The organism is Sphingomonas hankyongi, from assembly GCF_023516575.1.
Taxonomy (GTDB): Bacteria; Pseudomonadota; Alphaproteobacteria; order Sphingomonadales; family Sphingomonadaceae; genus Sphingomicrobium; species Sphingomicrobium hankyongi.
Map to the genome: position 1 here is coordinate 565,473 of NZ_JAMGBE010000002.1, position 14,518 is coordinate 579,990.

A 14,518-nucleotide genomic window follows, 5' to 3' on the forward strand; every position below is an offset into this window, starting at 1 on the left:
TGTAGATTGAATGCTATTGCGAATGACTATCAATAACGATAGTCGGCGGTCATTGCTCAACAGGGGACGTGATGAACCGCCTGCTTCTGTCTACGTACGCCGCGTCCTTAGCGTGGACTGCCGCACCGGCCTTAGCGGCCGAAGCTGCTGAGGCAGCAGACGCCGCTGACGCCCCAGTCATCGTCGTGACGGGGGAGCGACCTCAATATGGCATTCGCTCGACCAGCACGGCCACGAAGACCGACACGGACATTCGCAACATCCCGCAGGCGCTCACCGTCATTTCGGAGCGACAGATCAAGGATCAGCAGCTGCGCTCGGTCGCCGAGCTTCTGACCTTTGTTCCTGGCGCGACCCCCGGCACAGGCGAAAGCAACCGCGACCAGATGACGCTCCGCGGCAACAACAGCACGGCCGACTTCTTCATCGACGGAGTTCGCGACGACGCACAATATTTCCGGGACTTCTACAACGTCGATCGCGTCGAGGTCCTCAAGGGACCAAATGCGATGATCTTCGGTCGCGGCGGCGGCGGCGGGGTCGTCAACCGCGTGCTCAAGCGCTCGAGCCTCAATCCATATCGCAGCGTCACCGGCTCGGGCGACGGCTTCGGCGGCTTTCGTTTACTTGCCGACGTGGATCAGCCGATCGCGACCGGCGCCGGGCTTCGCTTGAACGGCGTCTATGAAGACGGTGACAGCTTCCGCCGCCACGTCGACCTGAAGCGCTACGGCTTCAACCCCACCGCTGGTATCCAAGTCGGTGCAAACACCCGGTTCGACCTCTCGTACGAATATTTCCACGATCGCCGCACTGCCGACCGAGGGGTTCCGGCGGATGGAGACAGGCCGCTCGAAGGTTTCGACCGCACATTCTTCGGCAACCCCGACGAAAGCTTTGCCAAAGCCGACGTGAACGTTGCGACCTTTGCGGTCGAACACCAGTTCGGCGAAGGCCTAAAGCTCCGCAATCACACGCAGTTCGCGGACTACGACAAATTCTACCAGAACATCTACGGATCGAACCTCGACGAGGCGAGCCGGGTCGTGATTCTCGACGCCTACAACAACCAGAACGACCGCCGGAACCTGTTCAGCCAGACGGACCTCGTCTGGGACAATCATCTTGCAGGGATCGACCAGACCTTGCTGTTCGGCTTCGAGCTGGGCCGGCAGAAGTCGCGCAACCACCGGCTGACGGGATTTTTCGCGCCGGGAACGAACCACGTGCCGCTCAGCGAACCGACGGTCGACACCGACGTCACCTTCCTTCCGGCGGCGAGCGATGCCAACAATCGCACACATGCGACCGTGGCGGCGGTCTATGTTCAGGACCAGATCCGTCCGGCTGAATGGCTCGAGATTGTTGCCGGACTACGGTTCGACAGTTTCGATCTCGACGTCGACGACCTGCGCCCCGTGGGCGGCGGAGAGTTCAGCCGAAAGGACCGTTTGTGGTCGCCACGGCTCGGCATCGTGCTCAAGCCGCGCGACAACCTGTCCGTCTACGGCAGCTTGAGCCGGTCCTACCTTCCGCAGTCCGGAGACCAGTTCGGCAGCCTGACAGTTGCGACCGAAGCGCTGAAGCCCGAGCGGTTCGACAATTACGAAATCGGTGCGAAGTGGGAACCGCTGCACGGCCTTCTAGCGACGGCCGCGTTATACCGGCTCGATCGGACCAACACGCGCGCGGTCGATCCGATTACGAACCTGACGGTCCTGACCGGCGCGCAGCGCAGCAAGGGTGTGGAGCTGGGCCTGGAGCGCAGCATCACCAGCAACTGGCAGGTATCGGCGGGCTATGCGTGGCAAAAGGCGAAGATCACTGAGACCACGGCCGCGGCCCCCGCCGGACGCGAAGTCCCGCTCGTCCCGCGTCATAGCTTCGCTGTCTGGAACCGCTATGATGCGACCGACCGGATCGGTATTGGGCTGGGCGTGATTGCCCGTTCCAAGTCATTTGCTTCGATCAGCAACCAGGTCACGCTTCCAGGCTATACGCGTGTCGACGGAGCGCTCTTCTACAAGTTGCCCAACGGCATGGAGGCGCAGGTGAATGTCGAGAATCTGCTCGGCGCCGACTATTTCCCGACCGCCCACAACGACAACAACATCGCTCCCGGCGCGCCGCGCTCGATCAAGGCGACCGTCGGCTATCGCTTCTAGGCTGCGAGTTCCTCCGCTCGCGCCCTGATGCGTTTAAGGTCGCGCACGAACAGCGCGCGCTCCTCCCGCCTCCGATCCTCCTCTGGAATCCGCAGCAGGAAGCTCGGGTGGACCGTGATCCAGCACTCGCTGCCGTCCTGCAGCTGGAGCGGGGAGCCGCGGTTCTTGCCGATCGCCATCGCCTTGCCGAAAAGGCTTTGCGCCGCCGTCGCGCCGAGCGCCACGGTGATCGGCGGCTTGATCAGCGCGCGCTCGTTTTCGATCCACCAGCGGCAGGCCTCGATCTCTCCAGCATTGGGTTTGCTATGGATGCGCTTCTTGCCGCGCTGCACGAATTTGAAATGCTTTACGGCGTTCGTGACATAGACGGCGGAGCGGTCGATTCCGGCCTTCTCCAGCGCGGCGTCGAAGAGCTGGCCCGCGGGCCCTACGAAGGGCCGCCCAGCAATATCTTCCTGGTCACCCGGCTGCTCACCTACGAATGCGATCGATGCATCGAGGGGCCCTTCCCCAAACACCGTCTGGGTCGCGCATTCGTGGAGATGGCAACGCGTGCACCCGCGCGCCTCGCGGAACAGAGCTTCCCACGACGCGCGAACATTGCTGCGCGGCTGCAGCGCACGCTCGGCCTCAATCGCATCTTCGAGACCCTGCTTGGCGACTGAGCGGTCGATCATCTCCAGCTCCCGATTTCTCGCGCTCGCGATCAAGGGCTCAACGAGCGAGGTCTCCGGCATGTTGCGCCAATACTTCTTCGGCATCTCCTTCAGCATCGCGCCGACCTTCAGTCGCGCCGGATTGAAGATTGACGCGTAATAGGTGCGCCACATCTCCTCGAGCGGATCGCCCGCCGGCGCGTCAGCGCGCGTTGCGCCCGGGCCTTCAGCGAGCGTCTCGCCGTCCCAATGGATCGAAAGCTCCGGGGTCAGGATCGACCAGCGCATGTTGGTGAACCGGTTGACGAAGAAGCTCGCCGCCCTGCGAACGATGTGATGCTCAGGCTCGAAGAAGGCGACGAACCGCCCATCGAATTCGCGAAATCGGACGAAGGCGTGCATCTTGTGGATGTCGCGGCGCACCGCTTTGGCGAAATCGGCAAGGCGGCGAACCAAAGGATCGGCCTCGTCGTCGAGCGCGCGGCGGTGCGACTTCAACCGCAGCAGCATCGCGTAGAGCAAAGCGAAGCGCTCGCGGTCGGAATAACAGATCACGTTGCGCGCAAGGTTCACGAATTCGCGCGGGACCGGGAAGCTTGGCGCGGCGCGCTGCTGAACGGCGGAACCAAACAAATCTGCGTCGCCGCCCTCGACCTGCCACACCACCGCGCTTGCCGGCACGCCGGCTTCCGCAAGGTCGCGCGCCGCATCGCGCCAGCCTTCGAAATCGTCCGGCGCGGAAAGCATGACGCGATGTGCGTCGATCATGGGACCTTCGCGCAGCACCTCAGGCCGTGAAGAGCTCCAGCTGCTGCTGCCTGGGTGCGACGAGCATGCGGAGGTCGGTGCGATCGGTGAGAAAAGTCGGACGCCAGTCCAGGGTAGTGATGAAGGGCCGGACTTTAGCGATCGACAATGTGAGACGCGCGACGTCATCCAGCCGGAGCTTCCGCCAACGGCGGGATGACATAATGCGGTCCACCGCCTTTGTGCCCAAACCCGGGATACGCAGCAGCATCTCCTTGGGCGCGCGGTTCACGTCGACGGGGAAGCCGTCTCGAAATTTCAGCGCCCATGCGAGTTTCGGATCGATATCGAGCGGCAGCATTCCTTGCGCGTCAGTCGCGCTCCGAACCTCAGCGGACGTGAAACCGTAGAAGCGCATCAACCAGTCGGACTGATAAAGCCGATGCTCACGCATCAGTGGCGGACGTTTCAGCGGGAGGACCGCGCTCGCGTCGGGGATGGGCGAGAACGCCGAATAATAAACGCGTCTCAAGCCGAAGCGGTCGTAAAGACTGCTCGAGCGCCGAACGATGTCGGCGTCGCTGGCGGCGTCGGCGCCCACGATCATCTGCGTCGATTGGCCGGCGGGGGCGAATTTGGGCGCTGACTTGAAGCGCTTCGCCGCGTCGTCGGCGTCGGCAATCGACGCCTTCATCTCCCGCATCGCGCCTTCGATTTGGCGCACGTCCTTTTCGGGCGCGAGCCGGGTAAGGCCGCTGGTGGTGGGAAGCTCAACATTGATGGACACGCGATTGGCATGAAGGCCTGCCTGCCGCACCAGCTCCGGATCGGCATCGGGGATCGTCTTCAAATGAATATAGCCACGGAAGTCGTGGTCCTCGCGAAGGCTGCGCGCGACCTCGACAATCTGCTCCATCGTATAGTTCGACGAGCGTATGATGCCGGAGGAAAGGAACAGGCCTTCGATGTAATTGCGCTTGTAGAATTCAAGCGTGAGACGGACGACCTCTTGGGCTGTGAACCGCGCGCGACGCACGTTGGAGCTCTTGCGGTTGATGCAATAGGCGCAGTCGAAGATGCAACTGTTCGTCAGCAGGATCTTCAGGAGCGAGATGCAGCGGCCGTCAGGCGCGTAAGCATGGCAAATGCCCATGCCCTCGCTGGAGCCGACGCCCTTGCCCCCGCGGCTGTTGCGTTTGGCCGTTCCGGAAGACGCACAGGACGCATCATATTTGGCGGCGTCGGCAAGGATCGCGAGCTTCGCCTGAACATCGAGCTGGGCCATGTGTTCCTATTATGTTCCGGATATTCCGGAGTCCAGCCAAATGGCTGGAATACGGTACAAATCAGGTAAGCTTACGCTCGACCTTCTGCTTGATCTCCTCCGGCGGCGGAGGCTCGTGAATTCGGCGGAACAGCGCCTCGATGATGCTGAACGCGCCGAACAATGCGAGGCCTAGCGCGACTGCCCACAGCACGGGTCCCGAGAAGAAATCGAGGGCCTGCTCCATCCCGCCGGCTTCGTTCGATGTTCCATCGAGAGCCGCCTTGCCGATCAGGTAAGCGATCGTAAGGAAGATCACTCCGCGCGCGGCATATCCGATACGCCCCAGCCATTTGGCGAGCGGAGCCTGAGCGCGGTAATCCAGATTGTAGAGGAAGGTGCACTTGCCGGCCTTCCTGAACTGATTGAGGCCCGCGACCGCCAGCACCGCCGCGGCGATCCCGAGCACGACGGCGCCGCCGGGAAGATCGAGAACCGTGTCCGCCTGCTCCTGCGCGTTCATCGTCCCGGCATGACCGGCGAGGATGATCCGTACGGCCTTGTAGGAAAGGTAGAGGTAGATGAGGCCGATAAACCCCGCCGCCGAGCGCTTGCGAAGCGCCTTGCCGTCGGGACCCGGATTTTCGATGCCGAACGCGGCATCGGCGAGTCTCCAGAGCCCGTAGGCCGCGAGGCCTGCCGCGATGACGATCAGCAGGATGCGTCCCGAGCCGTGGCCGAGATATTCGAGGGCGCCGGTCAGGTCCTCGGTCCGCCCGGTCTGGAGCGCCAGCCAGGCGATCAGGATGTATAATATGCCTCGGCCAAGGAAGCCGACGCGGCACAGCGTGAGGAAGCGGCTCTCGCGCGCGAGCTCGGCGGCGCGATCCAGCGGTGCGCTCGGGTTCACGACAATGCGGCGGCCTGCTCGCGTGGTCCGGTCGTCATGCGCTTGCCGAGCACCATCTTGAAGATCACGAACGCGACGAGGCCGAAGGAGGCGCTTGCGATGTGGATCAGCCAGAAGGTGGTCGTAGGCAGGCTGGAATAGAGGCCGCCAATGTAGCCGACCACGGCGTTCGCCGCGAAGAAGGCGAGATAATAAAGGCCGATGACGGTTGCGGTGATCTGCTTCGGTGCGATCTTCGAGAAGAGCGCGAGGCTGATCGGCAGGATATGCGCGAACCCGATGCTGTTCAGCAGGTGGAACATGATCGGCCAGAACAGGCTGATCTTGCCGCCCGCCGGCTGCGTTAGCGCGGCCATGAACAGGCAGACGCCACCCGCGATGGTGAACACGCTGCCGATGATCATCTTGCTGATCTCGTCAGGCTCGCGCCGCGTCTTGCCCCACCATTTCCAGAAGGCCGCGACAGCGACGAGCATCGAGAAGCTCAGCGTCGCGTCGACGGTGATCAGCCAGCTGCTCGTGTTGTTGAGCAGCGTCAGGTCGAATTGCTGGTCGCCCCAAACGAGATAGGCGTTGAAGATCTCCTGGTTGGTGAGGAGCGCGATCGCCAAAACCGGGATCAGCAGCAAAAGCGAGACGAGGCAGACCCAGTCGTCCTTCGTAAGCTTTTCGCGCACGGCGGACTCGTTCGAGGCTCGCTCCCTGCGCTCCTCGGCCGGCAGGTAGCGCTGGCCCGAAAGATAGATGACCAGGCCGAGCACCATGACGACACCCGCGCAGCCGAACCCATAATGCCAGCCGACCTTCTGGCCGAGCGTGCCGGAGATCAACGGCGCGATGATCACGCTGGCGTTGATGAAGATGTAGAAGATCTGGAACGCCATCGCGCGGCGGAGGTCGTTCGGCCCGTAAAGCCCGCCGACTTGCGTCGCGATATTGCCCTTGAAAGCGCCGACGCCCAGCAGAAGGGCGAGCAGCGCGAACAGGAATGCCGGTTCGATCGCCATCAGGAAGTGGCCGATCGCCATCAGCACACCGCCAACGATCAGGGTGACGTTCCGGCCCAGCCATTTGTCGGCGATGATCCCGCCAAGGATCGGCGTCGCGTAAACCAGCGCCGTGTAGGTGCCGAAAATCGCGGAAGCCAAAGGCTGCCCGGACAGGCCCGGGTAGACATGCGCGTTGAGCCAGTCGAGGCCGACGACCTTCTCCATGCGCCCGGGCACGAGAAGGTAATTGACCATGTAGAGCACCAGAAGTGTCTGCATGGAATAATAAGAGAAGCGCTCGCAGGCCTCAGTGAAACCGAGAAACCCGAGGCCTTTCGGGTGGCCCAGGAATGCGCGGTCGTCATCCCTTCCCTGTTCGAAATCAGGCGTGGCTTCGGCAACTGTCATGACTTGCTCCTAACGCTCGAGCCCGCACCTGGCTGCGGTTCCAAAATACGGCCCATCGTGCGGCCGAACAGCAATGCAAGCACACCGCCGGCCGCGCCGATCCCCGCATGCATGCCCCAGAATTCGGCCGGTGACATCCGTTCGTAGAAGGTGCCGATCGAGCCGATCAGATTGTTGGCGACGAACAGGACCAGGAAGGATGAACCCATCATCGTCGCGTTGATCCTTGCCGGAGCGACGCGCGATACGAGGGACAGCAAGGGCGGCCAGAAATACATGAAGCCGATGCCCTGCACCGCGCAGTAGAGGAATGGCCATATCCACAGCACTTGTCCCGTAGAAAGCAGGATCGCGGCAACCAGAATCAGGTTGGCTCCGCCGCAGATGAACGACCCAATTGCGATCTTGCGCATTTCGGAAGGCTCGCCGGCACCTTGGCCCTGCCAGCTCCACAGCGCGAACAGCAAAGGCAGGCCGATGATGCTGAACAACGGGTCGATAGATTGGTACCAGGGGATCGGAATCTCGAACTTGCCGGCGCTCATGTTCGCATGCCCCTGCAGCCAGACCGGAAGCACGTTGGCCAGCTGGTAATAAGCGATCTGAGGCAGGACGGTGATCGCCATGGCGACCAGGAGCGCCAGCACGACCTTGCGGTCCTTCCCGGTCAGCGGAGGAGCAGTGCCACGCGACTTTCGCTCGACGCGTGCCGGCAGGTAACGATAGCCGCTGAGATAGGTCGCGAGCGCGCCAAGCATGAACAGAGCGGCGGCGCCGAAGCCAACGTGCCAGCCGAATCGCTCACCCAGGTATCCGCACAGCAAAGGGCCTGCGACGGCACCGAAATTGATTCCGGTGCTGAAGATCGCAAAGCCCCGAGACCGCCGCTCCTCGTCATCGGGCGGGTAGACGCTGCCGACTTGGGCGGAGATGTTGCCCTTGAGCAGGCCGGACCCGATGATGAGCAGCAGGAGTGCGAGCAGGAAGCTCCGATCGAACGCCATTGCAAGGTGCCCGCCGCTCATCGACAGCGCCCCGAGCACGACGGCATTTCGCTGGCCGATGCGGTCACCGAGCCAGCCGCCAAGCACCGGAGTGAAATAGACGAATCCCGAATAAAGCCCGAAGATCTGCGACGCGAGCGCCTGGGTCGACATCAGGCCGAACGTGCCTTCGATCATGCCGCGGAAAGTCGCGAAGCCCGCCACATTCTCGACATGGCCGGGAAGCAGCAGCTGGTTCACCATGTAGAGGACGAGCAGGGCGCTCATGCCGTAATAGGAGAAACGCTCCCAGGCTTCGGTGAACGCCAGGAAAGCGAGGCCTTTGGGGTGCCCGAACAGTTCGCGTCTTTCGAGTCCCGGTGCGTCGACCGGGCTGGCGGGAACTGTCGACAGCGGCTGATCTCCCTCAGTCGCCTTGGCTAACAGAGCTTGGCGCGGGGCAACACCGATTTGTTGCGCTTGCGCAACCCCCGGCAGAACGCAACACTGCGCCGGTCGATTTTCCGCCTGAGCCTTGGCGGGTGACATGGGGGATGATCATGCGCCGACTGACCTTCGCGTTTTGCACAGCAGCATCGCTTGCCGTTTCCACGCCGGTCCTCGCGGGGCCGGTCGAGGACTTCCACAAGCTGATGGACGATTATTGGGCGACCCAGCTCAAGGAATCGCCGTTGCTCGCAAGCAGGGCGGGCGTGCACGATTATGACGCGCAGCTGGACGAGGTCGGCGTTGCCGCGCTCGACCGTCAGGCTCGAGAGGCCGCCGATTTCCTCAAACGGCTGAACGCCATTCCGGCGGCCGCCCTGACGCCCGCAGACCAAACCAACGACGCGATCCTGCGCCGCAGCCTCGAAAGTGCGGTCGAGGCCAACCGTTTCGGCCAGCGCATGATCTTCTATTCGTCGAACGGCAGCCTGCATAATTATCTGGTCGACGCGGTAACCTCGGTATCCCTGCGCACGCGCTCCGATTACGAGAACTATCTCACCCGTCTTTCCCTCGTGAAATCGCGCCTCGACGCCTATGGCGCCATGAGCGCTGAAGCGGCGCGCAAAGGCTATGCGCAGCCTTGCGTAACAGTGACTTCGCTCCCGCAGTCGATCAGCGGCGTCGTTGCCGCCGATCCTGCCAAGTCGCGCTTTTACGAGCCATTTGCGGCGGCTCGTCCGGCCGCCATCGAGGCCGGGGACTGGGCCGCAATGCAGGCGCGCGCTCGCGACGTGATCGCGACGCAGATCAACCCCGCCTACACCAACTTGGGAACGGCGTTCGGCCGCGACATTTTGCCGCGATGCCTGAAGGACATCAGCGTTTCGGGGATGCCTCAGGGCAAGGAATATTACGCCTATCTCGTCCGGAACTACACGACCACCGACCTCACGCCGGACCAGATTCACGACCTCGGCCTCAAGGAGGTCGCCCGCATCCGCGCGGAAATGGACGACGTCGCTCACAAGGCGGGATTCGCCACCCGGGAGGCGATGATCGCCGACATGCGAACCAACCCCAAATATTTCGCGAAGACGCCTGAAGAGCTGCTCGCGGCCACCGCGCTGATGGCCAAGACCATCGACGGGAAAATGCCGGGCCTGTTCGGCAAGCTTCCGCGCCTGCCGTACGGGATCAAGCCAATCCCGGCTGAAACGGCGGAAGGGAATACGACGGCTTATTATCAGGACGGCAGCCCGGACGCGGGCCGCGCGGGAACCTACTTCGTGAACACAACGCACCTCGACCAGCGCCCATTGTGGGAGCTCCCGCCGCTTACGGTGCACGAGGCCGTCCCGGGTCACCACAACCAGATTTCGCTGCAGCAGGAGCTCGATCTCCCGGAATGGCGCAAATACGGGACCTTCTTCACCGCGTTCGTCGAGGGTTGGGGCCTCTATTCGGAGCGGCTCGGGATCGAGATGGGTATCTACGACACCCCGCAGAAGAACATGGGCCGGATCGGTTACGAGATGTGGCGCGCGGCCCGGCTCGTCGTCGACACCGGAATGCATTCAAAGGGCTGGAGCAAGGAGCGCGCAGTTGCCTTCATGAAGGACAATACGACGCTGACTGACGCGAATATCGATGCCGAGGTCAACCGCTACATCTCCACGCCGGGACAGGCGCTCGCTTACAAATTAGGCGAACTGAAAATCCGTGAGCTCAGGACACGCGCGGAGCAGGAGCTGGGACCGAAGTTCGACCTTCGGCGCTTCCATGACGCGGTGCTTGGACAGGGTGCGGTTCCGCTGGACACGCTGGAAGCGCAGATCAACGCATGGATCGTCAGCGAGAAGGCGCGAAACTAAGACCTATTGTTCCGGAGCGGTGGTCGCCTGCTGCTCCTGTTTGCGGGTCTGCTTGTTCTGCTCGATTTCCTGCACCAGGCAGCCGCTGGTCCCGCCGGGGCCGACTGCAGTGCAGCTACCAATGCCGGTATTGCCCAAGGTAGCGGCCGTACGCGCCTTGTTCGTCCAGGATTGCTTCTCCTGGAACGTCGCTCCCGGCCGATATTGCTCGGGCAGGCGATACCGCATCGCTTCCGGGAGCCGGCGGCAGATGACGACCGTATCGTCGGTCGCGCGGGGGCACGGGTCGGTGCCATAGACCACGATTTCGCCCACGGTCTGGGTTTGCGCCGTCGCTGGCGCCGGCAGCGCGGCGATGCCCGCGACTGCGGTTGCAGCGGCACTCAGCATCATGGTCAGCTTGCTCATCGTCTTCCTTTCGACGGTTAAGCGGGCAAGCCCGCCGACCGGTTCCCTCAGATTCGCTTCGACAATTCTATCGCTACCCTGCATCCAGCACGGATCGCCGCGGTCAATACAGGATAACCCACGGCGTTGGTTGCGCCAGCCTCGCGCGCGGTCTCGCGATGCTCCAGTTCGTCCTCGCGAAAGGCCTCGATATCTGCGGAAAGCTCGGGATCGTCCTCGCCGAGCTGCTCCAATTGCTGCGAATAATGACGGTCGATTTCGGTCTCGACGGCGTCCGTGCAGGCGAGCGCCGCTTCTTCCGACATTAACGCAGAAACTGCGCCAAGAGCGAAGCCCGCGACATTCCAGATCGGCTGCAGCGCCGTCGGACGTACCCGTCGGCCGCCCATCAACGTGTTGAAACGGTCGAGGTGCTGCTGCTCCTGCGCGGCCATGCGCGCGATCAGCTTGGCTTCTGGACAATTACGCCGGAGCACCGCCAATTGGCCCGCGTAGATCCGTGTCGCGCCATATTCGCCCGCCTGGTTAACCCGTAGCATCGATGCACGGTCGGGCCGTCTGTCGCCGGGCCTCCAGCTCGTCATGCCTGCCGATCCCTCGTCAGCAGGAAGGCGATCAGTGCTGCGCCACCCAGCGATAGGATGGCGTTCCATCCGGCCATGGAAATCCCGAGGAAGCTGAACTGCACCTGGTCGCAACGCACCAGCGGCGCATGGGTGATCTGCTTCAGCAGGTCCGCCGTGCTTCCTCCCGAAGCTAAAGCCGTGCAGGTCGTGATGCCCTCGAAAATCTTGGCTTCGACGCCGGCATGATAGACGCCGATCGCGCCCGATATGGCGATCGCTGCCGCGGCAAGCGACGTCAGCGCGCGTGCCCGCGAGTGATCCGAGGGTGAGGTGAACGCGAGCGCCGCCAACAGGATCGCCGCGGCGTGCGGCCAGCGCTGCCAGTAGCACATCTCGCACGGGTGGAGGCCGCCGAGATATTGCGAGCCGAGCGCGCTGCCGAGCAGCGCTAGCGGCAGCAACAACGCGATCAGCCTGGCGATCGCTGACGGCCGCATGGCTTCGGGGCCGCGAAAGGTGGCGGCGGCCGCGTCAGTCATAGACTATTTCGACTTCTTCGTTCCGGCCGCGGACGCGATGTAGGGTGGCGCCGCCAGCCTTTTCAGCGTCTTCATCGCATAGTCGAGCTGGAAGTCCTTGATGCCCTTCTTCTCGAGCTCGGCAGACGTCATTGCGAAACGCGGATCGGGCGTGTCGTCATTTTCGAGAAGCTTGTCCTCGACCTTCGCCTGCGCAAGCAGGTGACGCCGAAGATCCGCCTCGCGGATGCGCGGGCGATCCTTGTAATCCTCGTCGGAGAGCTGCGGAACGACGATGTCCGGATCGATTCCGCCGGCCTGCACGGAGCGGCCCGACGGCGTGTAATAGCGCGCGGTCGTCAAACGAAGGGCGGCCTGGGGGCCGGTCTGGACGACGGTCTGCACCGAGCCCTTGCCGAAGCTCTTCTCGCCCATGACGATGGCGCGGCGATGATCCTGCAGCGCGCCCGCAACGATCTCTGAAGCTGACGCGGTTCCTGCGTCGACGAGCACGATGACCGGCAGGCCATGGGCCATGTCGCCCGGCCGCGCGTAATAACGTTCGATGTCGTTGCGATCGCGCCCGCGCTGCGAGACGATCTCGCCGCCTTCGAGGAATGCGTCGCTGATCTCGACAGCCTGGTCGAGCAGCCCGCCGGGGTTTGAACGTAGATCGACGATATAGCCGAGCGGCTTTCCGCCCGTCGCCTTGTCGATCGACAGCAGCGCCGATTTCGTCTGGTCCGCGACATTGCCGGAGAAGGTATTGATGTTGATGATTCCGATCCCGTCCTTGATCTCCCATTTGACGGGACGGAGCTCGATCCGCTCGCGAACGAGCGCGACGTCGAACGGCTTGTTGCGGCCGGGCCGGACGATCGTCAGCTTGATGCTGGTGCCTGGCTGGCCGCGCATCTTCTCGACGGCCTCGTCGAGCGTCAGGCCGTAGACGAGCTCGCCATTGATATGCGTGATGAAGTCGCCCGACTTGATGCCTGCGCGCCAGGCCGGCGTGTCCTCGGTTGGAGCGATCACCTTGACCGCTCCATCCTCGGTCGAAACGGTGATGCCGAGGCCTCCGTAATTCCCGTCGGTGGTCGTCCGAAGCGTATCGAAGTCGGAGGCTTCGACATAGCTCGAATGTGGATCGAGCGCGGCCAGCATGCCGTCGATCGCGCCCTTGATGAGCGTATGGTCGTCGACCGGCTCGACATAATTCGCCTTCACCCGCTCATAGACGCTCATGAATTTCTCGAGCTCTTGGTAATTGGTCGTGTCGGCTGCCGCGAACGAGCTTGCCGTAACCGGCACGAGCGCGAGCGCGCCCACAAGGGCCAGTGGCGGAAGCAGTTTACGATTCATCTTCATAGGTCGCGTCCTGATGAGCTCGGGCAAGCGTTTACCCGGCTTTTCCGCCCTTTGACAGGCTCTGAGATGAACCTGCGATGAGAGCTGGCGAGTAGCGGTGTCCATTTTGGGACAATTCGACGCCCAGCGGGCCGATCGTTCGACCAACGTCTTGTCCCAGCGCGACTTTGTCGCCTTTTCGAAGAGATGAGGAGACGTTGAGGAGCAACGTCATCCATCCCTTTCCATGATCGATGATCAGTATCCCATCATGGTCGCGGAACGGTCCCACGAATTGCACCACTCCCGAAGCGGGCGCGGCGACGGGAACGCCGCGGGGCGTATTCATGGTGATGCCTCTCGCGCGGATGCCGGCGGCGCTGACCGATCCCATTCCTTCCACGAGCGGCGCTTCGACAGGCAAGCGATAAGCAAAGGGCAAATGCGGCTTCGCGCCCTCTCCCGCGGCAGGGCGCGGTGGAGCGGAGCCAAGTGCCGCGAGAGATGCAGCGAGGGCATTGGCTGCCGCCCTGCTACCTTGCGACGTCTGAAGCGCCTGGATGTCCTCCCCGGCCGCGAGGGCCACGTCGCCGGCGATCAGTGCTTGGCCTTCCGCGCCGGCTGCGAGCCGTAAAGCACGCTGTTCGAGCTCCGCGAATTGCTGGCGCCTCTCGCCAAGTTGCTCCCGGCTCCTGGCGAGCTCGCCTCGCGCTTCGCGTGCGGCCTGCTCTAGCTGTTCGCCGCGACGGAGTTCCTGCGACAGCGCCGCCGTGCGGGCGCGGATCACCGGCACAGTGCTGTCGAGCAGGATTCGAAGCTTCACCAGTTCGTCTCCGCTCCGCGGGTCCGCCGCCGCGAGCAGGGGCGGTTTGCCGGCCATGAGTGCTAACCCCCCGAGGAGGCTGGAGACCGGCATTTGCTCCTTTGCCAGTCTTCCTTTCCGACTTTCGATGTTCGCGGACAGCAGCCGGAGCCGGGCATCAGCGGCGGTGAGCCTCGCTTCGGCCGCAGCGAGGCCTTCAGCTGCCGAGGCCTGCTTGGCTCGAAGCTGCGCCGCCTCGCCCCGTGCCGATTTCGCGGACGACTCCAGTTGTGCCGCCCGCGCCTCTGCCTGCGCCTGCTCCTTCTCCGCCCGATCGAGAGTCCGATCCAGTGTTTCACCTGGAGGCACGACCGGAGCGCTCGCCGCCAGCGATACGGGGGCGACAATAAGAAGGAGGTATAGGTGCCTCATGC

General features: G+C 63.2%; 12 protein-coding genes. 2 read left to right on the forward strand and 10 right to left on the reverse strand.

The features are described 5' to 3' along the window. Positions 1–71 precede the first annotated feature (71 nt). A complete protein-coding gene (locus tag LZ538_RS07500) occupies positions 72–2,165 on the forward strand; it encodes a TonB-dependent receptor (RefSeq protein WP_249831366.1) in 2,094 nt (697 codons plus the stop codon). On the opposite strand, the gene LZ538_RS07505 is transcribed toward LZ538_RS07500, so the two are convergent. The 5 genes from LZ538_RS07505 to LZ538_RS07525 all read right to left on the reverse strand — a co-directional run bounded on the left by LZ538_RS07505 (position 2,162) and on the right by LZ538_RS07525 (position 8,671). Then, the gene (locus LZ538_RS07505; protein WP_249831367.1) at positions 2,162–3,589 is read right to left on the reverse strand and encodes a UdgX family uracil-DNA binding protein; all 1,428 of its coding nucleotides are present in this window, start codon (positions 3,587–3,589) and stop codon (positions 2,162–2,164) included. The two genes, LZ538_RS07500 and LZ538_RS07505, sit on opposite strands and share 4 nt — an antisense overlap. Positions 3,590–3,608: 19 nt before the next feature. Next, a complete protein-coding gene (locus tag LZ538_RS07510; RefSeq protein ID WP_249831368.1) occupies positions 3,609–4,853 on the reverse strand; it encodes a putative DNA modification/repair radical SAM protein in 1,245 nt (414 codons plus the stop codon). A 61-nt stretch (positions 4,854–4,914) separates the two neighbouring features. After that, a complete protein-coding gene (locus LZ538_RS07515; protein ID WP_249831369.1) occupies positions 4,915–5,742 on the reverse strand; it encodes a DUF1206 domain-containing protein in 828 nt (275 codons plus the stop codon). Then, positions 5,739–7,139: a peptide MFS transporter gene (locus LZ538_RS07520; protein ID WP_249831370.1), complete on the reverse strand. Its 1,401-nt coding sequence runs from the start codon at positions 7,137–7,139 to the stop codon at positions 5,739–5,741. Before LZ538_RS07520 ends, LZ538_RS07515 begins: the two co-directional genes overlap by 4 nt. Continuing rightward, positions 7,136–8,671 (reverse strand): peptide MFS transporter, encoded by a 1,536-nt coding sequence (locus LZ538_RS07525; RefSeq protein ID WP_249831371.1) that lies wholly within the window; start codon positions 8,669–8,671, stop codon positions 7,136–7,138. The genes LZ538_RS07520 and LZ538_RS07525 overlap by 4 nt, the downstream gene beginning before the upstream one ends. Before the next feature lie 11 nt (positions 8,672–8,682). Here LZ538_RS07525 and LZ538_RS07530 point away from each other — a divergent pair, with 11 nt between their 5' ends. Continuing rightward, positions 8,683–10,443, forward strand: coding sequence for a DUF885 domain-containing protein (locus LZ538_RS07530; protein WP_249831372.1), 1,761 nt, complete (start codon positions 8,683–8,685; stop codon positions 10,441–10,443). Between the two features lie 3 nt (positions 10,444–10,446). On the opposite strand, the gene LZ538_RS07535 is transcribed toward LZ538_RS07530, so the two are convergent. Genes LZ538_RS07535 through LZ538_RS07555 form a run of 5 tightly spaced genes read right to left on the reverse strand, consistent with a single transcriptional unit; the run spans position 10,447 to position 14,516 of the window. Next, the gene (locus LZ538_RS07535) at positions 10,447–10,851 is read right to left on the reverse strand and encodes a hypothetical protein (protein WP_249831373.1); all 405 of its coding nucleotides are present in this window, start codon (positions 10,849–10,851) and stop codon (positions 10,447–10,449) included. A gap of 47 nt (positions 10,852–10,898) precedes the next feature. Next, complete coding sequence (locus LZ538_RS07540) at positions 10,899–11,435, reverse strand: demethoxyubiquinone hydroxylase family protein (RefSeq protein ID WP_249831374.1); 537 nt, start codon at positions 11,433–11,435, stop codon at positions 10,899–10,901. Beyond that, entirely contained in the window at positions 11,432–11,956 is a 525-nt protein-coding gene (locus LZ538_RS07545; protein ID WP_249831375.1) for a disulfide bond formation protein B, read from the reverse strand. The genes LZ538_RS07540 and LZ538_RS07545 overlap by 4 nt, the downstream gene beginning before the upstream one ends. 3 nt (positions 11,957–11,959) lie before the next feature. After that, positions 11,960–13,297: a S41 family peptidase gene (locus LZ538_RS07550; RefSeq protein ID WP_249831597.1), complete on the reverse strand. Its 1,338-nt coding sequence runs from the start codon at positions 13,295–13,297 to the stop codon at positions 11,960–11,962. A gap of 37 nt (positions 13,298–13,334) precedes the next feature. Further along, positions 13,335–14,516: a murein hydrolase activator EnvC family protein gene (locus tag LZ538_RS07555; RefSeq protein ID WP_249831376.1), complete on the reverse strand. Its 1,182-nt coding sequence runs from the start codon at positions 14,514–14,516 to the stop codon at positions 13,335–13,337. Positions 14,517–14,518 lie beyond the last annotated feature (2 nt).

Bases quoted from the DNA above. Each gene is read 5' to 3' on its own strand.
- LZ538_RS07510 (WP_249831368.1), bottom strand. From the start codon at position 4,853: ATGGCCCAGCTCGATGTTCAGGCGAAGCTCGCGATCCTTGCCGACGCC.
- LZ538_RS07500 (WP_249831366.1), top strand. From the start codon at position 72: ATGAACCGCCTGCTTCTGTCTACGTACGCCGCGTCCTTAGCGTGGACT.
- LZ538_RS07535 (WP_249831373.1), bottom strand. From the start codon at position 10,851: ATGAGCAAGCTGACCATGATGCTGAGTGCCGCTGCAACCGCAGTCGCG.
- LZ538_RS07520 (WP_249831370.1), bottom strand. From the start codon at position 7,139: ATGACAGTTGCCGAAGCCACGCCTGATTTCGAACAGGGAAGGGATGAC.
- LZ538_RS07545 (WP_249831375.1), bottom strand. From the start codon at position 11,956: ATGACTGACGCGGCCGCCGCCACCTTTCGCGGCCCCGAAGCCATGCGG.
- LZ538_RS07525 (WP_249831371.1), bottom strand. From the start codon at position 8,671: ATGTCACCCGCCAAGGCTCAGGCGGAAAATCGACCGGCGCAGTGTTGC.
- LZ538_RS07505 (WP_249831367.1), bottom strand. From the start codon at position 3,589: ATGATCGACGCACATCGCGTCATGCTTTCCGCGCCGGACGATTTCGAA.
- LZ538_RS07530 (WP_249831372.1), top strand. From the start codon at position 8,683: ATGCGCCGACTGACCTTCGCGTTTTGCACAGCAGCATCGCTTGCCGTT.
- LZ538_RS07550 (WP_249831597.1), bottom strand. From the start codon at position 13,297: ATGAATCGTAAACTGCTTCCGCCACTGGCCCTTGTGGGCGCGCTCGCG.
- LZ538_RS07540 (WP_249831374.1), bottom strand. From the start codon at position 11,435: ATGACGAGCTGGAGGCCCGGCGACAGACGGCCCGACCGTGCATCGATG.
- LZ538_RS07555 (WP_249831376.1), bottom strand. From the start codon at position 14,516: ATGAGGCACCTATACCTCCTTCTTATTGTCGCCCCCGTATCGCTGGCG.